Origin of the sequence: Trinickia diaoshuihuensis (assembly GCF_003390925.1) — a bacterium.
GTDB classification, from domain to species: Bacteria; Pseudomonadota; Gammaproteobacteria; order Burkholderiales; family Burkholderiaceae; genus Trinickia; species Trinickia diaoshuihuensis.
In genome coordinates, this window is the sequence record NZ_QUBS01000073.1 from 25,923 (window position 1) to 51,145 (window position 25,223).

General features: G+C 62.6%; 21 protein-coding genes. 4 read left to right on the forward strand and 17 right to left on the reverse strand.

What is annotated here, in order from left to right; all coding sequences use genetic code 11:
• Positions 1-12 precede the first annotated feature (12 nt).
• The 6 genes from DXT59_RS14750 to DXT59_RS14775 are packed head-to-tail and all read right to left on the reverse strand — an operon-like array spanning position 13 to position 6,987.
• Positions 13-1,569, reverse strand: a complete 1,557-nt coding sequence (locus DXT59_RS14750; RefSeq protein WP_116137640.1) for a UxaA family hydrolase — start codon at positions 1,567-1,569, stop codon at positions 13-15.
• On the reverse strand, positions 1,566-2,486 hold the full coding sequence (locus DXT59_RS14755; protein WP_116137641.1) for an SMP-30/gluconolactonase/LRE family protein: 921 nt from the start codon (positions 2,484-2,486) through the stop codon (positions 1,566-1,568). The genes DXT59_RS14750 and DXT59_RS14755 overlap by 4 nt, the downstream gene beginning before the upstream one ends.
• Before the next feature lie 25 nt (positions 2,487-2,511).
• On the reverse strand, positions 2,512-3,540 hold the full coding sequence (locus DXT59_RS14760) for an ABC transporter permease (RefSeq protein WP_116137642.1): 1,029 nt from the start codon (positions 3,538-3,540) through the stop codon (positions 2,512-2,514).
• Positions 3,537-4,475 carry an ABC transporter permease gene (locus DXT59_RS14765; RefSeq protein WP_116137643.1) on the reverse strand — a complete coding sequence of 313 codons (939 nt, stop codon included), beginning with the start codon at positions 4,473-4,475 and terminating at the stop codon, positions 3,537-3,539. The genes DXT59_RS14760 and DXT59_RS14765 overlap by 4 nt, the downstream gene beginning before the upstream one ends.
• Positions 4,472-6,007: an ATP-binding cassette domain-containing protein gene (locus DXT59_RS14770; RefSeq protein ID WP_240324518.1), complete on the reverse strand. Its 1,536-nt coding sequence runs from the start codon at positions 6,005-6,007 to the stop codon at positions 4,472-4,474. The genes DXT59_RS14765 and DXT59_RS14770 overlap by 4 nt, the downstream gene beginning before the upstream one ends.
• A 50-nt stretch (positions 6,008-6,057) precedes the next feature.
• On the reverse strand, positions 6,058-6,987 hold the full coding sequence (locus tag DXT59_RS14775) for an ABC transporter substrate-binding protein (protein WP_240324519.1): 930 nt from the start codon (positions 6,985-6,987) through the stop codon (positions 6,058-6,060).
• 369 nt (positions 6,988-7,356) lie between these two features.
• Between DXT59_RS14775 and DXT59_RS14780 the strand changes: the two genes are divergently transcribed.
• Positions 7,357-8,097 (forward strand): GntR family transcriptional regulator, encoded by a 741-nt coding sequence (locus tag DXT59_RS14780; protein ID WP_116137646.1) that lies wholly within the window; start codon positions 7,357-7,359, stop codon positions 8,095-8,097.
• A 78-nt stretch (positions 8,098-8,175) separates the two neighbouring features.
• Here the strand turns inward: DXT59_RS14780 and DXT59_RS14785 are convergent, their stop codons facing one another.
• Positions 8,176-9,759: an isocitrate lyase gene (locus DXT59_RS14785; RefSeq protein ID WP_116137647.1), complete on the reverse strand. Its 1,584-nt coding sequence runs from the start codon at positions 9,757-9,759 to the stop codon at positions 8,176-8,178.
• Positions 9,760-10,334: 575 nt separating this feature from the next.
• On the opposite strand from DXT59_RS14785, the gene DXT59_RS14790 reads away from it, so the two are divergent.
• Positions 10,335-11,438 carry a DNA/RNA non-specific endonuclease gene (locus DXT59_RS14790; protein ID WP_162878087.1) on the forward strand — a complete coding sequence of 368 codons (1,104 nt, stop codon included), beginning with the start codon at positions 10,335-10,337 and terminating at the stop codon, positions 11,436-11,438.
• 87 nt (positions 11,439-11,525) lie between these two features.
• On the opposite strand, the gene DXT59_RS30630 is transcribed toward DXT59_RS14790, so the two are convergent.
• The 3 genes from DXT59_RS30630 to DXT59_RS14800 all read right to left on the reverse strand — a co-directional run bounded on the left by DXT59_RS30630 (position 11,526) and on the right by DXT59_RS14800 (position 13,647).
• Positions 11,526-12,473 carry a GeBP family protein gene (locus DXT59_RS30630; protein ID WP_162878088.1) on the reverse strand — a complete coding sequence of 316 codons (948 nt, stop codon included), beginning with the start codon at positions 12,471-12,473 and terminating at the stop codon, positions 11,526-11,528.
• 377 nt (positions 12,474-12,850) lie between these two features.
• Positions 12,851-13,372: a GNAT family N-acetyltransferase gene (locus DXT59_RS14795; protein WP_116137649.1), complete on the reverse strand. Its 522-nt coding sequence runs from the start codon at positions 13,370-13,372 to the stop codon at positions 12,851-12,853.
• Positions 13,372-13,647 (reverse strand): type II toxin-antitoxin system TacA family antitoxin, encoded by a 276-nt coding sequence (locus DXT59_RS14800; protein ID WP_116137650.1) that lies wholly within the window; start codon positions 13,645-13,647, stop codon positions 13,372-13,374. Before DXT59_RS14800 ends, DXT59_RS14795 begins: the two co-directional genes overlap by 1 nt.
• 130 nt (positions 13,648-13,777) lie before the next feature.
• On the opposite strand from DXT59_RS14800, the gene DXT59_RS31580 reads away from it, so the two are divergent.
• Positions 13,778-13,891, forward strand: coding sequence for a hypothetical protein (locus DXT59_RS31580; RefSeq protein WP_420823391.1), 114 nt, complete (start codon positions 13,778-13,780; stop codon positions 13,889-13,891).
• Between the two features lie 321 nt (positions 13,892-14,212).
• Here DXT59_RS31580 and DXT59_RS14810 read toward each other — a convergent pair whose 3' ends face one another.
• The 7 genes from DXT59_RS14810 to zwf form a co-directional block, all read right to left on the reverse strand.
• Positions 14,213-14,842: a riboflavin synthase gene (locus DXT59_RS14810; protein WP_116137651.1), complete on the reverse strand. Its 630-nt coding sequence runs from the start codon at positions 14,840-14,842 to the stop codon at positions 14,213-14,215.
• A 21-nt stretch (positions 14,843-14,863) separates the two neighbouring features.
• Positions 14,864-15,985 (reverse strand): bifunctional diaminohydroxyphosphoribosylaminopyrimidine deaminase/5-amino-6-(5-phosphoribosylamino)uracil reductase RibD, encoded by a 1,122-nt coding sequence (gene ribD, locus DXT59_RS14815; RefSeq protein WP_116137652.1) that lies wholly within the window; start codon positions 15,983-15,985, stop codon positions 14,864-14,866.
• A gap of 13 nt (positions 15,986-15,998) precedes the next feature.
• Positions 15,999-17,282 (reverse strand): glutamate-1-semialdehyde 2,1-aminomutase, encoded by a 1,284-nt coding sequence (gene hemL / locus DXT59_RS14820; RefSeq protein WP_116137653.1) that lies wholly within the window; start codon positions 17,280-17,282, stop codon positions 15,999-16,001.
• A 250-nt stretch (positions 17,283-17,532) separates the two neighbouring features.
• Entirely contained in the window at positions 17,533-18,648 is a 1,116-nt protein-coding gene (locus tag DXT59_RS14825) for a porin (RefSeq protein ID WP_116137665.1), read from the reverse strand.
• A 535-nt stretch (positions 18,649-19,183) separates the two neighbouring features.
• Positions 19,184-21,106 carry a bifunctional transcriptional regulator/glucokinase gene (locus DXT59_RS14830; RefSeq protein WP_116137654.1) on the reverse strand — a complete coding sequence of 641 codons (1,923 nt, stop codon included), beginning with the start codon at positions 21,104-21,106 and terminating at the stop codon, positions 19,184-19,186.
• Positions 21,084-21,776, reverse strand: a complete 693-nt coding sequence (gene pgl, locus DXT59_RS14835; protein WP_116137655.1) for a 6-phosphogluconolactonase — start codon at positions 21,774-21,776, stop codon at positions 21,084-21,086. The genes DXT59_RS14830 and pgl overlap by 23 nt, the downstream gene beginning before the upstream one ends.
• A 149-nt stretch (positions 21,777-21,925) precedes the next feature.
• A complete protein-coding gene (gene zwf / locus DXT59_RS14840) occupies positions 21,926-23,386 on the reverse strand; it encodes a glucose-6-phosphate dehydrogenase (RefSeq protein ID WP_116137656.1) in 1,461 nt (486 codons plus the stop codon).
• 525 nt (positions 23,387-23,911) lie between these two features.
• Here zwf and DXT59_RS14845 point away from each other — a divergent pair.
• Positions 23,912-25,165, forward strand: a complete 1,254-nt coding sequence (locus tag DXT59_RS14845) for an ABC transporter substrate-binding protein (protein WP_116137657.1) — start codon at positions 23,912-23,914, stop codon at positions 25,163-25,165.
• Positions 25,166-25,223 lie beyond the last annotated feature (58 nt).

Consider the following 25,223-nt stretch of genomic DNA (forward strand, 5'->3'; position numbering starts at 1 on the left):
CGCCCACTGTCCTCACATGATCGCGCCCAACTGCCACGGTACGAATTCGTTCTGCCCGTAGCCGTGCGTTTCGCTTTTCGTGCGCTGTCCGGACGCCGTCGCGAGCATCAGTTCGAAGATCGCCGCGCCGACTTCGTCGACGCTTTGCTCCCCGTCGACGATGGTCCCGCAGTTCAGGTCGATGTCCTCCTGCTGACGTTGCCACAGGGCGCTGTTCGTGCCGAACTTCAGCGAGGGGGCGGGCGCGCAGCCGTACGCGGAGCCGCGTCCCGTCGTAAAGCAAATCAAGTTGGCGCCGCCGGCTACCTGTCCCGTGGCGGAGACCGGATCGTAACCGGGCGTGTCCATGAACACGAGTCCATGCGCGCGCACCGGCTCGGCGTATTCATAGGTCTCGACGAGCGAGCTTGTGCCGCCTTTCGCGACGGCGCCGAGCGATTTCTCGAGGATCGTCGTCAAGCCGCCGGCCTTGTTGCCGGCCGATGGGTTGTTGTTCATGTTCGCGTTCATCCGCGCACAGTAGTCCTCCCACCAGCGCAGGCGCGCGACCAGCTTTTCGCCGACCTCGCGCGAGGCGGCGCGGCGCGTCAGCAAATGCTCGGCACCGTAGATCTCCGGCGTTTCGGAAAGGATCGCGGTGCCGCCGTGCGCCACGAGGCGGTCGACGGCCGAACCAAGCGCGGGGTTCGCCGTGATGCCCGAATAGCCGTCTGAGCCGCCGCATTGCAGTCCCACCATCAGGTGGCTTGCGTCCACGCTCTCGCGCGTCACACGGTTGGCCTGCGCGAGCAACTCGCGCACGCGTTCGATGCCGGCGGCCACCGTGCGGGCCGTTCCGCCCGTTTGTTGGATCGTCATCGTGGTGAGTTGCGCGCTGCGTTCGAGATGCTCTGTTTCGACGAGAGCGTCGATCTGATTCGTTTCGCAGCCGAGCCCGACGATGAGGACCGCGAAGAAATTCGGGTGCCGGGCATAGCCTGCCAGCGTACGCCGCAGAACGGCGATCGGCTCGCCTTCGGAGGCCATGGCGCACCCCTGGCCATGCGTCAGCGCAACCACGCCGTCCACGTTCGGGAATGCCTCGAGCGCCTCGGGATGAATGTCCCGCCGGAAATGATCGGCAATCGCACGTGCGACCGTGGCCGAACAGTTGACCGTCGTCAGAATGCCGATGTAGTTGCGCGTCGCGATGCGGCCGTCGGCGCGGCGAATACCCTCGAACGTCGCACGTTGCGCGGCGCGCGGCGTCTCGTGAGCGTCCACGCCGAATGCGTAGTCGCGCTCGAATTCGCCCATCGAAAGATTATGGGTATGGACATGTTCTCCGCGTCGTATCGGCCGGCTCGCGAAACCGATGATCTGCCCGTAACGCCGCACCGGCGCCCCCAGTGCAATATCGCGCACCGCGACCTTATGACCGGGCGGAATTAGACCGGCCACGCGATGCTCGGCGTCGAGCGGTGCGCCCGGGACGAGTTGTTCGCGCGCGAGCGCAACGTCGTCGCGCGGGTCCAGCAAGATCAATGCGCCGGCAAGCCGCGGCGTACGCGGTTGGCTGCTTGGGTTCATCGCAAAGCTCCCGCGTACGCGCCGCGCACGCCGACATAGATCGAATAGATGGACGTGCTCGCCGCGATGAAAAGACGATTGCGCAGCGGGCCGCCGAAGACGAGATTCGCCACGGTTTCTGGCACGAGGATCTTGCCGAGCAGCGTACCGTCGGGCGCGTAGCAATGAATGCCGTCCCCGGCGCTGGTCCATACGTTGCCGTGCTCGTCCACGCGCATTCCGTCCGGCACGCCCGGCGCGACTTCCGCGAAAATGCGCCCATTGCGCAAGCGGCCGTGCGCATCGACGTCGAACGCTCTGATGTGATGCGGGCCGTTCTCGATGTGCGATGCGCCCGAATCGGCGATGTAGAGCCGTGTTTCGTCGGGCGAGAATGCCAGGCCGTTCGGCTTGGCAAAGTCGTCCGCCACGCGCTCTACCGCGCCTGTACGCGGCTCCACGCGGTAGACATGACACGCCCCGATCTCGCTCGACGCGCGAAAGCCCTCGTAGTCGCTCAGGATGCCGTAGTCCGGATCGGTGAACCAGACGGAGCCGTCCGAGTGCACCACCACGTCGTTCGGCGAATTGAAACGGCGGCCGTCGTGGCGCTCGGCGATGACGGTGATGCGGCCGTCGTGTTCGGTGCGCGTGACGCGGCGCGTGCCGTGCTCGCAGCTCACGAGCCTGCATTCCCGGTCCAGCGTATTGCCGTTGCTGAAGTTCGCGTTCGCGCGAAACACGCCCGTGCCGATGCCGGGCACCCAGCGCATCATCCGGTTATTGGGGATGTCGCTCCATACGAGGAAGTCGGCCGCCGGAAGCCACACGGGTCCCTCGGCCCACATGCAGCCGCCCGCGATTTTTTCGAACTGCGCGTTTGGTTGAAGCAACGCGCGAAAGCGCGCGTCGTGGACCTCGTATTCGTTGGAATTCATCTTTCTTTTCCTAAAGTGACGTCTGTCACGCGCGCACTTTGCGTCCGCTTGCGACGACGACGCCAATGATTAGTACGCCGTAGACGATCGAGCGTACGCCCGCGCCGGCGCCCAGCGCGTTGAGCATCGCGTTCGTGAGATACAGAAACAACGATGCGCCCCAGACCCCGGCCACGGTTCCTTTGCCTCCCGCTACCTCGGTGCCGCCGATGACGACGACCGCCACCGAGATCAGCATGTATTCCACGCCCATGTCGAGCGCGGCGCCGCCCGAGACGGCGGCCAGCAAGAGGCCGGTGAAGGCGGCGATGATCGCGGCCAGCACATACGTGATCCAGCGCACGCGTTCGATTCGCACGCCGGCGAGCCACGCGGCCCGCGCGTTTTGACCGAGGGCCGAAAGCGCGCGGCCGAACACCGTTCGATGGAGGGTAAACGCCAGCGCGGCGGATACGAGCAGCGCGAGCCAAGCGATATCCGGGATACCGGCCAAGCGTGCATTCGCGAAGGCTTGCAGCGCGTGAGGCGGGGCCGGCATGCCGCGGCTTTGAGTGATGGCGATCGACTGCACGATGAAGCTCGACGAGAGCGTCGCGATGATCGGCGGAATGCGCAGCGCGCGGATCAGGAGGTAGTTCGCGAGGCCTACGAGCACGCCCACCGCGAGCGCGACCGCGATGCCGAGCACGATCAGATCATCGCGGCCTTTCATCCACTGCACGCCCAATACGCCGCTCAGCGCGATCGCGGCAGGCATCGACAAATCGATATTGCCCGGGCCGGCCGTGATGACGATCATCTGGCCCAGTCCGACGAGGACCATGAACACCGCAAAGACGAGCGCCGTGACGACGACGTTGCCCGCGATCGAAATGCCGAACACGCCGGCAATGACGATCCAAACCAGGAGCGCACCGGCGAACGACCATAGCCACGGCGTTTCGAGCGAGCGCAGCCGCGCCGCGAGGTCTGCGCCCACGGGAGGCTCCGCCGAGCCGCCGCCCGATGCTCGCACGGTCGCCGCCGTGCGGGTACTCGAATCGTTGCCGCTCATCGCGCGCCTCCCCGTCGTTGCAGCAGCAGACGCAGCGAGAGCACGATGATCAGAATCGCACCTTGCATGCCGACCTGCCAATCCGGCGACACATTCAAGAACGCGAGGAACGAGGCTGCTAGCGTAAGCGTGGTCGCACCCAGTACCGCGCCGATGACCGAGACGCGTCCGCCGACGAACTCGCCGCCGCCCAAGATGACGGCCGCGATCGAAAGGAGCGTGTAGCGCAGGGCGAGATTCGCGTCGGCCGAAGTCGTGAGGCCGAGCAAACACAGCCCCGACAGCACGCCGAAAATCGCCGCAATACCGTATAGCAGCGCCTTGCCGCGCACGAGCGACCACCCGAAACGCCGCATGGCCCGCGCATTGCCGCCCGTGCCGCGCAACCGCACGCCGAACGAAGAGCGCATCAGCAACACGTGCACGAGGACGGCGATCACCGTGGACCAGAGAATGGGCGCGGCGACGAAGGGCGTCTGGTAACCCATGACTGAGGTGAGCCAGGCCGGGCTCGCGCCGCCCGGCGTGGGCAGCAGCAATACCGCGAGCCCGTTCCAGACGAACGAGAGGCCGAGCGTCACGACGATCGAGGGAATTTGCCGGAATTCGACGAGGGCGCCCACGGCCGAATACAGAAGCACGCAACCGGCAAGCGCCGCGACGCCGACGAGCGGCCGATCCGCCAGCAGCGTCGCGCCGATGCAAGCCACCAGGCTCACGAACGGTCCGATCGACAGGTCGAGATCGTTGGCCGTGATGATCGCCAATTGCGCGAGCGTGGCGAGCACGAGCGGTACCGCGAGATTGAGCAGCAGGCCGATGCCGAAATAGCTGAACGTGGTGGGCTGCAGCAAGAAGATCGGCACGAGCACTGCGACGAGCGAAAACGCGGGTAGTAGCCCGCGCAGCGTGGAACGGTCGAGCGTCCGGTTCATGCGAGCACCTCCTCGAAGTCCGCGAAGCTCGCCGCGAGCAGCGATTGCTCGTCGCATTCGTGGGCATGGAGCAGCCGCGTCACGCGGCCGGCCCGGAACACATACGTCCGATCGCAGTGAGCGAATTCGTCGTTCTCGGTGGTGTACCAAATGAAGGTGCGGCCGCGTGCCGCCTCCTCGCGTATGAGCCGATAGAGCTCGCGCTTCGTGCCGATATCGACGCCGCGCGTGGGGTCGTCCATGAGGATAAGTTGCGCGTCGGATGCGAGCGCGCGCGCAAACAGCACCTTCTGCTGGTTGCCGCCCGAAAGCGAGAGAATGCCCGCGCCGGCGGGGGCGCCGCGGATGCCGATGCGCTCCGTCCAAGCGCGAGCGAGTTCGCGCGCCGCACGGCGATCCACCGCGCGCGGCAACAGGCCGAAGGACGGCACGGCGCCGCTCGGCTTGCGGCTGCGGTCGAGCAGCCACCGAATGTCGAGGTTCTGCGCGATCGACCACAACGGAAAGACACCGTCGCGTGGACGGTCCCCCGCCACGAACGCCACGCGTTCGCGTGCCCTCGTCGCAGCCTCGTAGATCGTGAGTAAGGCTTCGCTCTGTCCTTGACCGGCCAGTCCCGCGAAGCCGACGACTTCGCCGCGCGGCGCATCGATCCGAGCGTTGGCGCCGGCCCCGAGCGTCCATTGATGGGCGGCCTCGGCGGGCGGGCGCCCAGTGCCGATCCCGCGCCGCGTCGCCTGCGCGGTGCCGGCATCGAGGTCCTGGCCCATCGCCGCGACGATGGCGTCGTGCGTAATCGCCTCGCGCGGCAGGACTGCCGCCACACGGCCGTCGCGCATGACGAGCACGCGATGCGCGGCCTGCACGATCTCGCGCAGCATGTGGCTGATCAAAATCGTGGCGATGCCGCGCTCGCCGGCCTTTGCGACGAAGGCGAGCAACTGCGCGGCGGTATGCGCGTCGAGACTCGACGTGGGTTCGTCGAGAATGACGAGCTTCACGGGATCGCTGACGACGGTAAATGCGCGCGCGATCTCCACCATTTGACGTTGAGTCAAGGAGAGGTCGGCAACGAGTTCGTGCCCCTTCAGCCCGTGCCCGGGGAAGATCGCGTCGAGTTGCTCGAGCATCAAAGCGCACGCGCGGCGCCGCCAATCGCGCCCGCGCAGTTCCGGGTGCACGATCGACATATTCTCGGCGACGCTAAGATTCGCGCACAGGGATAACTCCTGAAACACGCAGCGCACACCCGCGGCGCGAGCCGCATTGGGATCGTAGCCTGAGACATCGCGGCCCTCGATCGACATCGTCCCTTCGTCGGGCTGAAACACGCCCGTTAGGACGGCCATGAGCGTCGATTTGCCCGCGCCGTTATGGCCGGCGATGCCGACGCACTCGCCCGCTCGAAAATCGAAGCGGATGCCGGCCAGCGCTTTCACTCGGCCAAAGGTCTTGCCGATTCCCTCCAGCGCGATCAGCGCGGGTGGCGCGCCGCTCGATTGCGGTGGCGCCGGGGCATCAATGTCGATCAATTCGTCCTCCCGCATGTCGTTCGTCCAGCGTGCATGGCGGCGGCAAGCGATTATTTCGCGTCGACGATTTTAGTGACCTCGTCGCGGCTATACAGCTTGTTGGCGATGCCGCCCGGCGGCGTCTTCGCGAGGATGGCGTCGAGCTCGTCGGCTGTGACGGCCATCAGCGGCATACGGATGTCGTGCGGAAGCTTCTTGCCCGCCAGCAATTGCTGCGTGACCCAGAAGGCAAACGTCGAGCAGCCGGGCGGGATCGTGACCGAGAGCGTTTCGTATCGGCCGTTCTTGCGTTGTTGCGCCCACCAGGCGAGTTCTTCCTGACGGTTGCCGAGGATGATGATCGGGGTGGGGCGCCCGGCCTCCTTGATCGCGTTCGCGGCGCCGTAGCCGTCGCCGCCTTGAGCGACGACGCCGTCGATCTTCGGTAGCGTCGGCAAGATGCCCGCTACCTGCTTTTGCGCGACCGTCTGCGTCCAATCGCCGTGCACCGAGCCGACGATCTTCAGGCCCGGGTATTTTTTGATTTCGTCGGCGATGCCGCGGTGGATCTCGTCGTCGACCGAGACGCCGGCCAGCCCACGGATTTCGAGCAAGTTGCCTTTGCCGTTCAGGCGCTTGGCCATGTAGTCGATCTGCATCGCACCGAGTTGATGGAAGTCCACGGCGATCCGGTAGGCGCACGGTTCGGTTGCGATGCCGTCGAACGTAACGACGGTGACCCCGGCCGAGCATGCTTGTTTGATCACGCCGTTGAGTGCGGTGGGGGAGGCCGCGTCGATAGCGATCGCCTTGTAGCCCTGCAGGATGAGATTCTGGATTTGCTGCGCTTGCTCGGTGGCCTGATTCTCCGCCGTCGTGAAAGTGGGCGCCGCGGCGACGATACCGGACTTCACGGCCGGATCGGCCACCTCCGCCCAGCTTTTGAGCATGGCCTGGCGCCAGCTATTGCCCGCGTAGTTGTTGGACAGCGCAATCTTCATCGCCGCGGTGCTGCCGGCAACCGCCGTTTGCGCTTGAGCTGCGCCGCCGGCGACGAGACACAATCCGAGAACTGCGGAAGCGAGGGTCGAACGCACTTGCTGTCTCCTTTTATCTGATTGGAATGTCCACGCAACGCGGTAATACCAGCAAAACTGGAGGGGCGCACGAGGGGACGACGAGGATCGAGCCGGATTGACGGCTTGCCTCGGTTAACTAATATACTAGTTGAACGATGATTGAGGTGGACTTTCTTCATGCCGCGCGATGCGAGATGTGCCCTACCGGTGCGTTGAGTCGTCCGACGTGTGAGGCGCGGGGCCGCCTGCCCGTAAAATAATTCTTTGATTGGGGCACAGTGCCCAAGGCTCATGAAGACCGACCGTAACGATCCCGAGCAGTTCATTGCCCGCGTGCTGCCGCGCGCCGCCTCTTTGGATCGCGCGCTGCCGCTGTCCGCGCAGATCTACGAGCTGCTGCGCGAGGCGATCATTACCATGGCCGTTTTACCTTCGGACGTGATCTTCGAACGCGCGTTGAGCGAAACGCTGGGCATCTCGCGTACGCCGGTGCGCGAGGCGTTGCAGCGGCTTGCTCGCGAGGAATTGGTCACGATCGCGGCGCAATCGGGCACCTTTGTCGCGCCCGTGCTGCGAGAGCAGTTCGCCGAAGGGGCGTTGATTCGGCGCGTGCTCGAAAGCGCGAGCATCCGCCGAGCGGCCGAACTGATTTCGGCGCGCGAACTCGATACCCTGCATGACATTCACGAAGCGCACCGGCGCGCGATCGAACGCGCCGACCCGGTGGAGGCGATCAGGCAGGACAACCGATTTCATGCGGCGGTGGGCGCGGCGGCTCGGCTGCCGAAGGTGCTGCAGTTGATCGACTTGGTCAGAGCGCCCATCGACCGCGTGCGGTACGTGACGGCGCGCGAGCCGGAAGAAGGGGCGATGACGCTCGCGCAGCATCGGCGCGTACTCGACGCATTGGTCGAGCACGACCCGGATGCGGCGGAGCGCGCGCTGCTCGCGCATCTCGACGACGCGCTAGTGCGCCAGCAGCGCGTCTTCGACGAGCATGTCGAATTGTTCGAGGCAAGCGCGGCTCGATGAACGGGCGCTCGCGCAATAAAAGAAGCGCCAACCCTTGTGTAAGGGTTGGCGTTTCGCTTCGGGTACCAGCTTCGGGTATTAGTGGAACTGATTCATCGTGTTGTCTTTACCCGCCGCTTTGAGGGCTGCCTCGCCGCTGAAATACTCCTTGTGGTCGTCGCCGATATCGGAGCCGGACATATTCTGGTGCTTCACGCAGGCGATGCCCTGACGGATTTCCTTGCGCTGGACACCGGCCACGTAACCGAGCATGCCTTGTTCGCCGAAGTATTCCTTGGCCAGGTTGTCGGTCGATAGCGCGGCAGTGTGGTACGTCGGCAGCGTAATCAGGTGGTGGAAAATGCCCGCTTCGCGCGATGCGTCCGCCTGGAACGTGCGAATCTTTTCGTCGGCGAGCGCGGCCAGTTCCGTCTGATCGTATTCCACGCTCATCAATTGGGCGCGGTCGTATGCCGACACATCCTTGCCCTCTGCCTTCATCGCATCGTAGGCCTGCTGGCGGAAATTAAGCGTCCAGTTGAACGACGGGCTGTTGTTGTAGACGAGCTTCGCGTTCGGGATCACTTTACGAATTTCGCGGACCATGCCGCCGATTTGAGCGATATGCGGCTTTTCGGTTTCGATCCAGAGCAGGTCGGCGCCGTTTTGCAGCGACGTGATGCAATCGAGCACGCAACGCGCTTCGCCCGTGCCGGGACGGAATTGGAACAGATTGCTCGGCAGGCGCTTGGGACGCAGCAGTTTGCCGTCGCGCTTGATGACGACGTCGCCGTTGCCCAGTTGATCGGCCGACAATTCTTCGCAATCGAGGAATGAGTTGTATTGGTCGCCCAGATCGCCCGGGGTCTTGGTTACGGCGATTTGCTTGGTCAGGCCGGCGCCCAGCGAATCGGTACGGGCGACGATGACGCCGTCTTCCACGCCCAGTTCCAGGAACGCATAGCGGATCGCGCGGATCTTCGCGAGGAAGTCCTCATGCGGCACCGTGACCTTGCCGTCCTGGTGGCCGCACTGCTTCTCGTCGGACACCTGGTTTTCGATCTGAATACAGCACGCACCCGCTTCGATGAACTGCTTGGCGAGCAGGTAGGTCGCTTCGGCGTTCCCGAAACCGGCGTCGATATCGGCGATGATCGGCACGACGTGCGTGACGTGGTTATCGATTTTTTCTTGGATGGCGGCCTTTGCCGGGCCGACGGCTGCATCGAGTTCGCGGAACAGGCCGCCGAGCTCGCGCGCATCGGCCTGGCGCAGGAACGTGTACAGCTCGCGGATCAGTGCGCTGACCGACGTCTTTTCATGCATCGACTGGTCAGGCAGCGGTCCGAATTCCGAGCGCAGGGCGGCAACCATCCAGCCGGACAGGTACAGGTAACGGCGCTCGGTGCTCTTGAAGTGCTTCTTGATCGAGATCATCTTCTGCTGGCCGATAAAGCCGTGCCAGCAGCCCAGCGATTGGGTGTACTTGGACGGATCCGCGTCGTAGGCAGCCATGTCGGCGCGCATGATCTTCGCGGTGTACCTGGCGATGTCCAGGCCCGTTTTGAACTTGTTCTGAGCACGCATGCGGGCGGCGTACTCGGGGTCGATGGCGTCCCAGGCGCTGCCATGCTTCTCTTTCAAGCCAGCAACTGCCTTGATGTCGTCCTGATATTGGGCCATGTGAATCTCCTAGGGAACGAAAACGCAGATAAAAATTGTTGCCGCGTGCCGCTGTCGATCGAGAAGCGACTACATGACCTAGATAGTAGACCTGTCTGATGTGTTTGTCTTATGTCTTATATAAGACATAAGACGTATGATTTTCTTTATTTTTCAATGACTTACGATCTTCTTGTTGCAATGCAAAACGCTGTTTCAGCGTGTGGAAAGGAGGCGGTGCCAGTTTTTAGGCGTGCATGCCATATTGTGAAATGCGGTTTCGGCAGCGGCCGCCTGCGTCGCGCGGGGGCAACTGTGGCAGAATCGCGCAGTGTCAGGCTGTAGCGTTGCGCCGCGATTGTTTTTCTGGACGCCACGGCAAATCCGCCCGCCGCTATATGACGGGTTGTGCGGTTCCGCCTTCTATCCTTCGATGGAAATACGGTCGAATGCCATTCAGAAACTTTCCTCGCGCCGCATGGGACCCTGTCACCGTGACGTACGAGACGGTCGCTGTTTCCGGCCGAACGATCACCCGTCCCACCCGAGTGGAGGGCACAGTTGGCGGGGGCGCCGTGGGTGCACTCCCTGCGAACATGTTCCCGGTCTCCACGTACCCGGATTTCGCCCCCGGCGGCGGTGAGCCTGTCGGCTTGCCGCACGATGATCTTCCAATTGGTTACCATCGCGGGCACATCTTTGCCCGCGCGCTCGGGGGCGTGAACTCGGCCTTCAACCTCGTGCCTATGCCTCAGGCGATCAACAATGGTGATTGGGCCACGATGGAGAGAGCCCTCACCAACGCGCATGCGGCGGTCGCCATGCTTCCCGTTCGGATCTACTTTCGCGCGGAACTGGCGTACGCACATCCTAATGCCGGTGATCCGACCATACCGAACTCGGTCTCGGCGTGGGGCTATCAACTGCCTATCCTAGCGCCCGGAGCGGGACTGGTTGCCGCCAGGACGGTGGCGCTGAGTACGGCGATTGCGGGCGGCATCCCAAACCGCATCTATCGCATCAACCCGCCATCGAATTTTTCGGCTGCGGGCGATCAGCCCTTTGTCTTCACTGGCCCCCAGAACACGGCTTTCCAAAACGTCGTCAATGCGTTCAACATCTGGGCCGGCGCTCCCGTGCCGGGCGGCGGCAACACGGGCGGGACGCCCGTCGGGGGGCGTGGCGATCCTCCGGCCGGGATTGTGCCGGGTCCTTATGCATTCCTGGACGTTCTCGAGGATGGCGCGGTGGGGCCTGGTCTCATCGCGGGGCTCAACGCAGCGTTCGGCGCCGCTGTGCTCCCTCCCGCGGGACTGAACTACCCCGCCGGCGGGGCAGTCAAGCGCAACAACCAGAACTTTGCCGTGGGATTCACCCAGGATCAGAAGCGATTGATTCGGCTAGCCAACCGCTGGTTGAATACCGGCCGGCTAACGTCGGACAACCTCTGGTTTGACAATCAACGGCGCTTGCTGCCTAGCGAAACCGAGATTGATCACATCATCCCAGTCGGGGCTGCCGCGGGAAATTCCAGTAACTTTTATTGGAACGCGCAAGTGACAAGCAAGAGCTACAACAACCAGAAGGGCAACAACTTGGACGCTGTGTTCCAGGCCAACTATATGGCAGCGCCGGCCGTAGGCGCGGGCGCCCCAATAAAACGGGTACGGCGCAGGACGAATCGATATACGCCGTACTGACGGCAAGCGATACGACCGGCGGAGCGAAGGCGAGTGGTGGTATAGGTAGTCGCGGCCGCTGCCGCAAGCCGGACGTTTCCACCTGGCTCATTCCTGTATATGCTTGCTCCACTCAAAATCTGCACCATCTACGCATTTGAGGAATTTTTCAATGGGGCGTGATAGCGAGATAAGTGGGAGTCGATATCGCATGGTTAATTCAGAGAAATTGAAATTATAGTCGACAGAAATAGATTTGCCTTTAAGTTTATCAATTATCTGATTGGCATCGCCTTCCAAAAATTGACCTCTTATCGCCATGTGATCAGCCCCAGTCGGTAGCACGCCATAGCCGCTAACGCCGGCAATATTCGCCGACGTCAGCATGAGTTGGCTTGAGCCTTCCGGTTTGCCCGCAACCCAGAAGCGAGAATTCATGAATCCGCATATTGCTTCCCCTTGTTTCTTATAGGAACATGTATCTCGATGCACTTCTATTTCAACCCCGAGCTTCCCGAGCTCGGGGGCTTGGTTCGCAACCATACTTAGCTCGCATAGCTCCCCATCTCTGGCCGCTCCGCTTGTATAGGAGGCGGATACGGCTGCATCGGAAACGGCATACTTCGGCTGCTGCGTTGCCTTTGCACTGGCAACCGATGCACTCAAAACATGATAAGTCCCGACGGAAACGGTCAATCCATTCGATATCTTGGATAAGTCGATATGGGGATGGTCTCCTGCATCACTAAAAAGAACGCGAAGGTTTTTGTTGTTCACCCAATAAAAAAATATATCTGGGGTAGGGCTTGAAAGTTCGATTTCGCCGACTTTTTCCCCATCCTTTCTTTTGATGGCGATCAAGCCGGTTGCGCATTCCCCGGCGCAACCGTCGATAAAAAAATTTTCTGCGTTTAGTAATTTGTCTGGCGATGAATTGGAGCTGAATGGCTCGGTGTCGTCTGAGATGAGGTGGCTAATCAACAGCACAACGAACCCCAGAGCCGCCAAGCCTATGAATAGGAGGACGCCTTTATTCAATCGAGGAAGTCTTGACATGCAAGGGTTAGTCGGTTGGGTGCAGCACATAAATGTGTGTTGCACGGATTGTGTGTCGAGTACATGGCTCACTTCTGGGCGCGGTCGGGTTCCGCAAATTACGAGCCGGTCACCGGCGATCCCGTCGACGACATCCTTATATGGCGCGCGAGGCCGATCTTGGCGGCGATTTCGGGTTGGTTCGCGATTCACGAACGACCGGCCTGCGCCCCTGTCGACAATATTCTTTCGACATACCGCGCAATTATGTTGAGTCTGGCTGGAGAGGCTTGCCCTGCAAGCCGGGCGATTCGCGGATATGTACGTATACCATCAGAAATACCGTCATATCAACGAGGCCGTAACGAGACGTCAATAGACGATGACGAAATCGATATCTACTTCGGTTTGCCTGATGCAGCAGGCGCGAGTAGTCGACGAGCATCTTTGAGCAACAGCAGCAATTGCTGTTCTCGCACCGGCGAACCCTCAAACCCGAAACGCAGATAGAAGCGCGTTGCATCTTCATCGATGGGATGCGTCAGCAGCGCGCGAACGCCGACTTGCTCGGCGATGGCTACAGTGCGCCGGATTGCATCTTGCAGCATGCCGATCCCGACGCCGCGCCCATGGTCCTGCGTTGCTACTGCCAGCCGAGCAAGGATGACGACAGGGATTGGATAAGCTCCCATCCCTTGGCGTACTCGATCAGGTGCTTCGAGAGTATCGATTTGCCCCACGGCCAGGCTGTAATATCCGACTAGGCGTTGACTTTCGGTAACGACGTAAGTTTTGGCCGAACCACTGGCCTGGGCCTGCCGCGCATGGCGCAGGAGCCAGTCATTCAGAGTTGGCTTGCCGCAATCGAAGCCTTCCAAGATATGGCTGGCGCCTAGAGCTTGCAGTGCGGACAGCGGCATCAGTTCTCCCAAGGCGCTGTTCGGGAGAACAACTCCTTCAAGCCCGCATTGTCTTGGGTCGGCCGATCGAGCATGTCTAGCAGCGCTTGCGACTGGTTTTCAGTCACCAGGAACAAACGTTGGTCGAGCAGCGTTCGTTCGGCGACCTGGCAGGCGCTGTCGAGAATAAAATCGGTCATCGATTTGTGCGCGATCTCGGCGGCACGCCGCAGCACGGCTTCCTGCTGCGGCGTGGCCCGCAAACCCAGGCGGGCGGAGCGGGTAGAGGTGCTCATGAGAATTTCTCCTTCAGATGTACGTCATGTTAGCACAATGGGCGTACACTTTCCATCGATGCACGTTGTTCCCTTTTTTATGCTGTTTCTCCATTGCACCCAAAAGCTGCTTAAACGCCTGAAACCCGACATGATCGAGGGCGGAAGCAGCACCAGCACTGCGAAGCTTGGCAACTGGTACGCAACTGTTCTGCCATGGAGGCCGCAGGTTGCGATGCTTGTGAATGTGTTGTCGGCATCATGATGGAGTTCACACATCTTGCACAAGCCTATCGCGCCGACGACCAACCGAACGAACTCATCGAGCTATCGTTAAAACTGGCGCGTACGCCATGTACCCCGCTTTACAAGGGTCCGGTGTCTCCGGAGCGGGCGTTGAAGGAGTTGACGAATGATAGGGGATCAGCGAGTGATTGCGATTTGCCGCGGCGCAGTCCGTTTTGAGCGGACTGGGGGGCTGATGCCCGATGCGCTCGCTGGGTGCGGGGCCGAGAGCTGCGGAGTCGCCCGCTAGGCGACTGTCGCCGAGTGGAAAATAGTCGCGCAGCGAGGTTCCCCGCAGCGGTCAGCTATGTTGTATGGTGGACGCCGTCGACAACATTCTTTCGACATACCGCGCGATCAAATCCACCTCGAGATTGACCTTCTCTCCGGCTTTCACGTGTTTAAGCGTGGTGACTTCGACGGTATGAGGAATCAGATTGATCGAAAACTCCGTCCCGTCATCGCGATCATCGACGCTATTGACGGTCAAGCTGACGCCGTTCACCGTAATCGAGCCTTTATACGCCACGTAACGGCCGATATCGCGCGGTGCTAGCACACGCAGCTCATGCGATTCGCCTACCGGCGCGAAGCGCGTGACGGTACCGAGCCCGTCCACGTGGCCCGAAACAATGTGTCCGCCCAAGCGCTCATGCGCCGTCAACGCCTTTTCGAGGTTCACCTCACCAGGCGCCGCCAAACCGACCGTGCAATTGAGGCTTTCGCGCGAAACGTCGACATCGAACGTACGAGCCGTCTTTTCCACGACCGTCATACAAGCGCCCTGAATGGCGATGCTGTCACCGAGCGCAACGTCGCCCAGGTCGAGCGTGCCCGCGTCAACCGTCAGCCGCACGCCGGCCGCTTCGTCGGTGCCCAACGGCTTGACTGCTTCGATGCGGCCCACCGCCGCGACGATTCCCGTAAACATCGTTATCCGTTCCTTGTGACTTCAGTGAGACGTAGAAGGCGTTTGCAAGCGCGCCAAGATCCGAAGATCGTCCCCGACACGCTCGCTCGAATGAAACACGAGCCGTGTCCGCGCATCGAGCACGGCAGGCGCCGCTACGTCGAACATACCGGCCGAACCCGCGCCGAGCAAACTCGGCGCCAAATAGACGAGCAACTCGTCCACGCAGCCTTCGCGCAGCAGGGAGCCGTTGAGTTTATGGCCGGCCTCGACGTGCAATTCGTTGATGCCGCGCTGCCCGAGTTGTTTCAACATGGCCGGTAGATCCACCTTGCCGTGCTCATTGCCCAGCGATACGACTTCGATCCCTCGGGCAGTCAATGCATCGGCGCGTGCGGCATTGCTCTCGTCGATGGGTCCGCAAAATACGAGCGGCGGCGCCCCCTCGAGTAATCTTGCCGAAAGCGGTACGTCGAGCCGGCTGTCGATCAGCACGCGCAACGGTTGCCGCGGCGTATCGATGCCCCGTACGGTCAACTGCGGATCGTCCTCGCGCACCGTGCCGATACCCGTCAGAATCGCGCACGCCCGAGCGCGCCAAGCGTGGCCGTCCGCGCGCGCCGCGTCGCCGGTGATCCACTGGCTCTCGCCCGTGGGCAGGGCCGTGCGCCCATCGAGCGTTGCCGCGACTTTCATGCGGACCCATGGGCGGGCGCGCGTCATGCGCGAGACGAAGCCGATGTTCAGCTCACGCGCTTCGTTCGCGAGCAAGCCGCAGCGCACGTCGATCCCAGCGTCGCGCAGCATGGCCAAGCCGCGCCCGGACACTTGCGGATTCGGATCTTCCATCGCAGCGATCACGCGCTTGATCCGCGCATCGATGAGCGCGTGCGCGCAAGGCGGCGTACGCCCAAAGTGGCTGCACGGCTCCAGCGAAACATAGGCCGTCGCCCCCTGGGTATCGTGGCCTCGGCGCCGAGCGTCTTTGAGCGCCTGCACCTCGGCATGGTCCTGCCCCGCCGGCTGCGTGAATCCTTCGCCGATCGGCAGGCCGTCCTTGACCAGCACGCACCCCACCCGCGGGTTCGGGGTAGTCGTATACATACCGCGGCTGGCTAGCGTCAGCGCGCGCTGCATGTGAATGAAATCGGCTTCGGAGAACATCGCAAGGGCCAGGTTACGCGCGCTGCGCGGAGAACGCTCCGCGCGCGGCTTGAATCGTCGCGTCGATCACGGCATCGTCGTGCGCGCTCGAGACGAACCCCGCTTCATAGGCGGACGGCGCGAAATAGACACCCGCGTCGAGCATCTGATGGAAGAACGTGTTGAAGCGGGCGATGTCGCTGCGCGAGACGTCGGCAAAACTCGCGGGCACCTGCTCGGTAAAGTAAAGACCGAACATTCCGCCGATAGCGTCCGCGCTGAACGGCACGTCCGCCTCGCGCGCCGCGGCTGCGAGGCCGTTTGCGAGCCGGGCCGTTTGGGCCGACAAACGCTCGTAAAAGCCGGGCGCTTGGATTAATTCAAGCGTCTTCAGCCCGGCCGCGACGGCCACCGGGTTGCCCGATAGCGTGCCGGCTTGATAGACCGCGCCTTCAGGTGCGAGCAGCGACATGATGTCGCGCCGGCCGCCGAACGCCGCCGCGGGCATCCCGCCGCCGATGACTTTGCCGAGACACGTCAGATCGGGGGTAATGCCGTAGAGCGCCTGCGCGCCGCCGAGCGCAACTCGGAAACCGCACATGACCTCGTCGAAAATCAGCACCGCCCCGTGCTGGGTGCACAGGCGCCGCAGCGCTTGCAGAAATTCGGGGTTGCCGCGGACCAGATTCATATTGCCGGCAACCGGTTCGACGATGACGGCCGCAATTTCGTCGCCGAAAGCGGCGAATGCCTCTTCTAGCGCCTGCGTGTTGTTGTATTCGAGGACGGTCGTGTGCTTCGTGATGTCCGCCGGCACGCCGGCCGACGTCGGATTGCCGAACGTGAGCAGACCCGAGCCCGCTTTGACGAGGAGGCTATCGGCGTGACCGTGATAACAGCCCTCGAATTTGACGATCCGATTGCGCTGCGTGAAGCCGCGCGCGAGTCGCAATGCACTCATCGTCGCTTCGGTGCCGCTCGATACGAGCCGCACCTTTTCGATCGAGGGCATGAGCCTGCAGATTTCCTCTGCGATTTCGATCTCCGCTTCGGTCGGCGCACCGAATGAGAAACCATCGGCTAGCACGCGCTGGACGGCTTCCAGTACCTCGGGATGTACATGACCGACGATCATCGGGCCCCACGAGCCGATGTAGTCGATGTACCGCTTATCTTCCGCATCCCAGAAGTACGGGCCGTTCGCCCGCTTGACGAAGCGCGGCGTGCCGCCGACCGAGCGGAACGCTCGCACGGGCGAATTGACGCCGCCGGGAATGGTGCGTTGTGCGCGTTCGAACAGAGCTTGATTGCTGGACATGAGTGAAATTCGGTTTTGAAGGAAGACCGGCCAAGCGGTATGGGCACTCGAAGGCGGTGAACGCGGCCGGTGAGATGGCGCCAATTGTACCGAAGTAGTGCAGGTGAGGCTCGCACTGAGGGGGCTAGTACGAACGGCCAAGCAGAGCCGGCGCGGAGCAATAAAAAAAGCGCCCGTGAGGGCGCTTTGAGGATGCTGCGGCAACGGTGTTCCGGTGGGCTTGCGCCCGCCGGAGGACACGTCGCTTTGCTTAGAACTTGTGACGGATGCCGACGCGGCCGAGCACTTGGTTGCTCGTCGAGCTTGCGCCGCCGAGAACGCCTGCGTAGATGTCGGCGTTCACGCCTGCCGTCATCGAGTGGCTCCAAACGCCCATTGCGTAGACGTCGGTGCGCTTCGACAGACGGTAGTCGGCGATCAGGTTCGTTTGGCCGTACTTCGGCTTCACGCCCGTTGCATCGACCTTACCCGTCGTGTACGTGTAACCTGCGCCCAGCGTGGCTGCCGGCGTCAGGCTGTAGTTGCCCCACAACTCATAGCTGTCGAAACGGGTCGTTTGGCCGGCGGCGAGTGCGTCATTGAAACGAACGTCCGACACGTTCAAGCCAATTTGGGCCGGGCCGAATTGATACGATGCGCCGCCGCTGATCGACTGCATGTTGCGCGGGGTGCCCACGAAGCTCCAGATACCGCCGGAGCCGAAGTTGGCATCGTTGCCAACCGTGCCCGACGTAACGCCCGGGTTCTTCGCCAGGAAGTAGCCGGCGCCGATGTACAGCGGGCCGCCCGAGTAGTTCAAACCTGCGCCGATCGTGCTTTGCGAGCCGAACGAGCCAGCCACGCCGCCGAACGCGTAGAACAATTCGCCTTGAACGCCGGCGAAGCGCGGCGAAACGTACTTGACCGCATTGTTCACGCGGAAGCCGTTGTCCGTGTTGTCGATGTCGCCCGGGTGCGAGAACAGTGCGCCCCATTGGCCGTTGAACGTCGTCGGTTGCGCGTTGTCGACAACCGGGTCGTATTGACGGCCGAGAGTCAGCGTACCGAACTTGTCGTTCGCCAGGCCGACGTAGGCTTGACGGCCGAATTCACGTTGGCCTTGGCCCAGGTTGCCGTTGAACACGTTGAAGCCGTTTTCCAACTGGAAGATGGCCTTCGTGCCGCCACCCAGGTCTTCCGAACCCTTCAGGCCCCAACGGCTGCCCTGAACGATGCCGCTTTGCATTGCCCACTTGTGGGCGCCGCCGGCGTTGTTCACGTAGGTCAAGCCCGCGTCGATAACACCGTACAGCGTGACGCTGCTTTGCGCGAACGCCGGCACCGCGAAGGCGCCCGTCACAGCCAGTGCGAGAAGCGATTTTTTCATCAAATAGGTCTCCGAGACGTTGAGTTGCAGTGTGAGCAACCCGGATTAGGTAATTCGTTGCCGCGGACTTCGCCGCCTCTTGGGCTGTTGGCGCCGCGGCGGGGTCCAGGCAGTCGAGGGGATACTAGGCATCTAGGCCCCGGACCCTCATTAGTAGAAACACTAGTTGTCGCCGATTATTGCGAATACTGAAAGGCAGTAATTCAGGATCCGCATCGTTCTCTTCCTTGACAGGCAAGGAAAGCAGTGAAAGTGGACGCTTAAAAGCTGGGCGCAAGTGTTGCATCCGAGCCACACACTCGCCGTCCCAATTGTTGCGAATACGTTGAAGAAAAAGCGGCGTTTCGTGGTGGCTTTAGCCCGCTATCTCGTTTCCACGGAGCGAATCACGCGTCTTCGGTCTCGTCTTCCTATTCATCTGATGAAACCGGAGCGGCCGCCGCGCTCGTCGCACGCGTGAAAAAACCCGCCGCTCTCGCGAGCGCGCGGGTTAGTCGGGACTGCTAAACGATCGGCGCAGTGGCGCGCACGGGCGTCAGTCGGCTGCCGAGGACGCGGCCCCATGGCTGAGCCAGTCGAGGACGGCCGCGGCGTCGTCGGTCCCGACGGTGCGCGCCTTCGCGACGGCTTGCGTCATCTCGCCGGTCGGCTCGGCGCGGCGAATGGCCACACCGACCGCAAGAATGTCGATCATCACCAAATGCAAGATGCGCGAGATCATCGATAGCTGCGATTCGCGAATCTCGATGTGGTCGGTTTCTAGGGCGACCGTTGCGCGCTTGGCGAGCGGCGTATTGCTCGAGGTGATGGCAATGACTTGCGCACCGGCCTGCATGGCGACGTCGAGCACACGCAACAGTTCGGGCGCGCGCCCCGACTTCGACACCGCCACGATGACATCGCCCTTGCCGAGCAGCGCGGCGGAGGCGGCCTGCATATACAGGTCGCCGTAAGCGATCGTCGGGATCCCGAAGCGGAAGAACTTATAGTGCGCGTCTTGCGCGACGATGTTCGAATTGCCGAGCCCGTAAAACTCGATCCGGCGCGCGCCGTTGAGCAACTCGATCGCGCGCTCGACATGCTCGAAGTTCAGATGTTCGCGCAACTGCAAAATCGCCGAGACGGTATTGTCGAGCACCTTCGCGCCGAAATCGGTAGCCGTATCGCCCAAATGCACTTGGCTGTGGCTGACCGGAATCGTGCCCGTCAGACCTGTCGCGAGCTTCAGTTTGAAGTCCGACAGCCCTTGGCATCCCAACGAGCGGCAAAAGCGAATGACCGTCGGTTGGCTCACGTCGGCTTTGCGCGCGATGTCGACGATCGGATCGCTGATGATCGAGCGCGGATGATTCAACGCAAGGTCGGCCACGCGGCGCTCGGCCGGCGTCAGCGCGTCGCGCATCTGGCGGATGCGCTCGAACACGGCCGACGAACCGCCGCCGGCGCGGTTCGACAACTGTTCCGCCAAGATGGCCGAGACGCCCAGAAATGCCGGGTACTCGGCCGTAATGACATAAGTCGGTACATTGGCCAGGTACGATTCGAAGCGGCCTTTCGCCTCGAAGCGCTGACGAAACGACGAGCGCAAGAACAGGTCGCCGAGCTTCAGTACGACGCCGCCGCCGATATAGATGCCGCCCAGGGCGCCGAGCGTCACCGCGAGGTTCCCGGCGAACGTGCCCAAAATCCCGCAAAAACAATCGACGGCTTCGAGCGCGAGCGCGTCGCCCGCGTGGGCGCGCTCGACTACGTAGGCCGGATCGACCGTGGCCGGCAAGCGCTTTTTGTCGCGAGCGGCCAGCGCGCGGTAGATGAGTTCGATGCCGGGACCCGCCGCGACGCGTTCGAACGATACGTGCGGCCACTTTTTGCGGGCGTATTGCAAGACGAGGTCCTCGCGCTCGTCCATCGGCGAGAACGTGGCGTGACCGCCTTCGCTGCCCAACGCGATCCACCGGTCGTCGGCCGGGATCAGACCAGAGACGCCGAGCCCGGTGCCGGGCCCGAGCAGGCCGATCACGCTGTTCTGACGGCGCGTGCCGCCGCCCACTTGGTTGCGCTGCGCGTCCGTGAGGCCCGGCAGCGCCATGGCGAGCGCCGTGAAATCGTTGACCACGAGCAGCGTGTCGAAACCGAGCGCGCGCCGCGTGGCCTCGATCGAAAACGCCCACTTGAAGTTGGTCATGCTGACCTGGTCGCCGTCGACCGGATTCGCGATCGCGATCGCCGCGTGATTGACGCGACCGACCTTCGTGTCCTTCAAATACTTCTTGAGCACGTCTTCGATCGTCGGAAAATCGGCGCACGGATAGACGCGAATCTGACTGATTTCCCCGGGTTCGGTTTCTAGCGCGAAACGCGCATTGGTGCCGCCGATATCGGCGAGCAGGCGCGGACCGTCGGCGTGCTGGCGTGCGCCGGGTACCGAATGAGCTTTATTTTGCAGACCAGTAGACATCGAGTCTGACTCCCTTGTCGTTTGCCAGCTTCGAGATGGCGTTTTCTTGCGGCGCCGAGGCGGCCGCTTTGAGGATGTCGAGCTTGCGATCGCCCGAGATCAAAAGGAATAGCCGCCCAATGCCCTTCAAAGCGGACATCGATAGGCTCACGCGTGCATGCGGGGCGGCGCCGGGATGCATGGCGACGTAACGCTCGGCGGTTGTCAGCGCGTGCGTCCACTCGTCAGCCGGCGCGTCGGCGAAAAGCGACGCCGTATGGCCGTCTTCGCCCATGCCCAGCACGGCGACATGCGGCAGCGCGTAGGAGGGATCGGCGTTCAGCGCGGCGATGCGCTCGCCAAGCGGTACCGACACGTCGACGAGGGGCGCGAAGCGGGCAACCGCCGCGCGGTGCTTGAGCAGCGTTTCGCGCACGAGGCGCGCGTTGCTGGCATTGTCGGTGTCGGGCACCCAGCGGTCGTCGACGAGCGTCACGTCGGCGCGCGCCCAGTCGAGCGACTCGAGCGCAAGCGCCTCGAAAAACGGGCGCGGACTCGTGCCGCCGGATACGGCGAGCGTGGCGCGCGCATCGGGAGCCGTGGCAAGCGATGCGCCGAGCGCGCCGCTCACCGCCTTAGCCAGCGCGTCGGCTTGAGCGCGCGGGTCGTCAAAAGCGTGAAGCTCGATCACTTCTCCTCCAGACTGCTTTTTGTATGTTCATCATCGCGGGCAGCGCCGCGGCACGTGAAACGTCGAACGTCGCTCGGATCGCCGCGGTGATTCGCTTGGCTCCGGCACGGCGCTGCCCGGCCGGTTCCCCGATTCGTCACATCGACAACTTAATTCTCTTCCTCGAGCCAGCAGGTGCCGTGTTGCGCGAGCATGGCGCTCGCGGCCGCGGGACCCCAGGTGCCCGCCGCGTACGGCTTCGGCGGCTTGTTCGACGCGGCCCATTCGTTCAGGATCGGCTCGACCCAACGCCACGCGGCCTCTTGTTCGTCGCGCCGCACGAACAGGGCGAGGCGTCCGTTGATGACGTCGAGCAGCAGGCGCTGATACGCCTCCATCTGACCTTCCTTGAAGAACTGATCGAACGCGAGGTCCAGGTGCACGCTCGAGAGGTTCATCCCTTCGCCCGGCTGTTTGGCCAAGCAATAGAGGCGGATCGATTCGTTCGGCTGCAGCCGGATCACGAGCCGGTTCGCGCCGGGCCGCAGCGCCGGGGCGCCGAGCGCCGAGTGCGGCACGGGGCGGAAATTGACGACGATCTCGGCGACGCGCTCAGCCAGACGCTTGCCCGTACGCAGGAAGAACGGCACGCCCGCCCAGCGCCAGTTCTCGATCTCGACCTTGAGCGCGACGAACGTCTCGGTCGCGCTTTGCGGCTTCACGCCATGCTCGGTTGCATAGGCGGGCACCGACGTTCCCTTGATGACGCCCGAATGGTATTGGCCGCGCACCGCGATCTTCGAGATGTCGCGCGTATCGATCGGTTTGAGCGCGCGCAGCACGCGCAGCTTTTCGTCGCGGACCGAATCCGAATCCATCGAGTGGGGCGGCTCCATGGCGACGATAGAGAGCAACTGCAGCAGGTGGTTTTGCACCATGTCGCGCAGCGCGCCCGTATTGTCGTAGAAATCGCCTCGGGCCTCGACGCCGAGTTCCTCGGCAATCGTGATCTGGATGCTTTCGACCCACTCGCGGCGCCACAACGGTTCGAACAGCGCATTGCCGAAGCGCAGTGCGAGCAGATTTTGCACGGGCTCCTTGCCGAGATAGTGATCGATCCGATAGATCTGATCTTCGGCAAAGATCTCGCCCACCGCATCGTTGATCGCATTGGACGAGCGCAAGTCGTAGCCGAGCGGTTTTTCGAGCACGATCCTGGCGTTCTCGTTGAGCCCGACCGAGGCGAGCGCGCGGCAGATCGGCACGAACAGCGACGGTCCCGTGGCCAGATAAAACACGCGCGTGCCGGCGTGACCGTCGAGCGCGTCGCGCAGCAGCGCGAAATCCTCGGGCTTGCCCAGATCGAGCTTGACGTAGGCGATGCGCTCCAAGAAACGCTGCCAGACGTTCTCGTCGAGCCCGCCCTTCGACACATAGGTCTTGACGTTGCTATTGACCCATTCGATGTAGCCGTCGCGATCGGCCGCGTGGCGCGCGACCGCGACGATCTTGCCGTGCTCGGACAGCATGCCCGCGCGGTGAGCCTCGTACAGCGCCGGAAGGATCTTTCGCATCGACAGATCGCCAGTCCCGCCGAAGAGAACGAAAGTGAAGCCTGAGTCGATTTGCATGAGTCTTAAGCCGAAGTCTAAGGGTTGCGGGGCGCGATTCGAGGAACGTGCTGGGCTGGTTGGCTGCTCGAAGTTGCGACGTCTTGTAGCGCGATAAAAATAATTTTGACACTGAATTGTAGTTTAACTACAATCCAAATCAAGAGGTAACGTCGATCGATTGCAAAAACCTTGCTCGCAGCGGGTCCGCGGGAAAGTTGCGGCGGCGATCGGCGGCAGCGCGCCGCGTGTCCCTATTTATTTCCATCGCGCGTGCATGTTAGCAGCGCGATTTACATGGCGCTGCCTCCCCGAGCTCGATCCGCGCGACGCGGCCGGGCCGAATTCAAAAGAGGAGACAGTCCAAGCTTGGAAGCACGCATTTCCTGACGATCCTTCGCGGCCGCTCGGCGCAGCCGGCGCCTTCGTGCGCGAGTCGCGGCGCGGTCACATCCAGTGTTGTTGTGTTGCACCCAACCACCGTTCCCCGGCCATAAGAAGAGGGGAGCACTCGTTACTTGGTCAGTAGTCTGGAGGAGATAAAGAATGAAAGTTCGCGCGATCATGGCTGCGCTGTGCGCCACGGGGCTGATGCTGGGCGTGTCGGCGGCTCAGGCGGCGGAATCCGTTGAAGTGCTGCACTGGTGGACCTCGGGCGGTGAATCGAAGGCCATCGGCGTCCTCAAGGACGACATGACGAAGCAGGGCTACACGTGGAAGGACTTCGCGGTTGCGGGCGGCGCGGGTGCGGCGGCCATGACTGCGCTCAAGACGCAGGTGATCTCGGGCAACGCGCCGAGCGCCGCGCAAATCAAGGGCCCGCTGATCAAGGAATGGGCGGATCAAGACGTGCTCGTGAACGTCGATTCGGTCGCGAAGAGCGAAGACTGGAAGAAGAACCTGCCGCCGCAGATCGACAAGATCATGCAAGTCGACGGCCACTACGTGGCGGCGCCGTTCTCGGTGCACCGCGTGAACTGGCTGTATATCAACAAGGCGGCGCTCGATAAGGCCGGCGGCAAGGTGCCGACCAACTGGGACGAATTCTTCCAGCTCGCCGATAAGATGAAGGCGAACGGCATCATGCCGATCGCGATGGGCGGACAGCCGTGGCAAGACTTCACGGTGTGGGAAGACGTCGTGCTCTCGCAAGGGCCCGCTTTCTACAAGAAGGCGATCGTCGATCTCGACCAAAAGACGCTGACCTCGCCGCAAATGGTCCAAGTGTTCGATACGGTCCGCAAGCTCACGACCTACTTCGATAGCTCGCGCACGGGCCGCGATTGGAACCTGGCAACGGCAATGGTCATCAACGGCAAGGCCGGTATGCAGTTCATGGGCGACTGGGCGAAGGGCGAGTTCGCGAACGCGAACAAGAAGTCGGGCACGGACTATGTCTGCGCGCCGGTGCCGGGCACGGACAAGGCCTATACGTTCAACGTCGATTCGTTCGTATTCTTCCAGCAGAAGGGCCAAAAGGCGGCCACGCCGGGCCAGCTCTCGCTCGCGAAGACGATCATGAGCCCCGAGTTCCAAAAGCAATTCAGCCTCTACAAGGGCTCGATCCCGGTTCGTCTGGGCGTCGACATGAGCAGCTACGACGATTGCGCGAAGAAGTCGTACGCGGATGAGCAAGCCGCGATCAAGGCCGGCGGCTATGTGCCGTCGCTGGCGCACGGCATGGCCCAAGGCGATGCCACGGCCGGCGCGATGAGCGACGTCGTCACGAAGTTCATGAACTCGAAGGAATCGTCGCAAGACGCAGTTGCCGCGCTCGCCAAGGCGGCACAGACGAAGTAAGCGTAGGTCCGGGGGCGGTGCGCGCACTGCGCGCCGCCCGCGTCACTCAAGCCCGCCG

Excerpts from the sequence above, each read along its gene's own strand:
- DXT59_RS14760 (WP_116137642.1), bottom strand. The coding sequence starts at position 3,540 with ATGAGCGGCAACGATTCGAGTACCCGCACGGCGGCGACCGTGCGAGCA.
- DXT59_RS14755 (WP_116137641.1), bottom strand. The coding sequence starts at position 2,486 with ATGAATTCCAACGAATACGAGGTCCACGACGCGCGCTTTCGCGCGTTG.
- DXT59_RS14825 (WP_116137665.1), bottom strand. The coding sequence starts at position 18,648 with ATGAAAAAATCGCTTCTCGCACTGGCTGTGACGGGCGCCTTCGCGGTG.
- DXT59_RS14765 (WP_116137643.1), bottom strand. The coding sequence starts at position 4,475 with ATGAACCGGACGCTCGACCGTTCCACGCTGCGCGGGCTACTACCCGCG.
- DXT59_RS14790 (WP_162878087.1), top strand. The coding sequence starts at position 10,335 with ATGTTCCCGGTCTCCACGTACCCGGATTTCGCCCCCGGCGGCGGTGAG.
- DXT59_RS14810 (WP_116137651.1), bottom strand. The coding sequence starts at position 14,842 with ATGTTTACGGGAATCGTCGCGGCGGTGGGCCGCATCGAAGCAGTCAAG.
- DXT59_RS14780 (WP_116137646.1), top strand. The coding sequence starts at position 7,357 with ATGAAGACCGACCGTAACGATCCCGAGCAGTTCATTGCCCGCGTGCTG.
- DXT59_RS14775 (WP_240324519.1), bottom strand. The coding sequence starts at position 6,987 with ATGAAGATTGCGCTGTCCAACAACTACGCGGGCAATAGCTGGCGCCAG.
- hemL (WP_116137653.1), bottom strand. The coding sequence starts at position 17,282 with ATGTCCAGCAATCAAGCTCTGTTCGAACGCGCACAACGCACCATTCCC.
- DXT59_RS14845 (WP_116137657.1), top strand. The coding sequence starts at position 23,912 with ATGAAAGTTCGCGCGATCATGGCTGCGCTGTGCGCCACGGGGCTGATG.
- zwf (WP_116137656.1), bottom strand. The coding sequence starts at position 23,386 with ATGCAAATCGACTCAGGCTTCACTTTCGTTCTCTTCGGCGGGACTGGC.
- DXT59_RS30630 (WP_162878088.1), bottom strand. The coding sequence starts at position 12,473 with ATGTCAAGACTTCCTCGATTGAATAAAGGCGTCCTCCTATTCATAGGC.
- DXT59_RS14750 (WP_116137640.1), bottom strand. The coding sequence starts at position 1,569 with ATGAACCCAAGCAGCCAACCGCGTACGCCGCGGCTTGCCGGCGCATTG.
- DXT59_RS14800 (WP_116137650.1), bottom strand. The coding sequence starts at position 13,647 with ATGAGCACCTCTACCCGCTCCGCCCGCCTGGGTTTGCGGGCCACGCCG.
- ribD (WP_116137652.1), bottom strand. The coding sequence starts at position 15,985 with ATGTTCTCCGAAGCCGATTTCATTCACATGCAGCGCGCGCTGACGCTA.
- DXT59_RS31580 (WP_420823391.1), top strand. The coding sequence starts at position 13,778 with ATGATCGAGGGCGGAAGCAGCACCAGCACTGCGAAGCTTGGCAACTGG.
- DXT59_RS14795 (WP_116137649.1), bottom strand. The coding sequence starts at position 13,372 with ATGCCGCTGTCCGCACTGCAAGCTCTAGGCGCCAGCCATATCTTGGAA.
- DXT59_RS14830 (WP_116137654.1), bottom strand. The coding sequence starts at position 21,106 with ATGTCTACTGGTCTGCAAAATAAAGCTCATTCGGTACCCGGCGCACGC.
- DXT59_RS14785 (WP_116137647.1), bottom strand. The coding sequence starts at position 9,759 with ATGGCCCAATATCAGGACGACATCAAGGCAGTTGCTGGCTTGAAAGAG.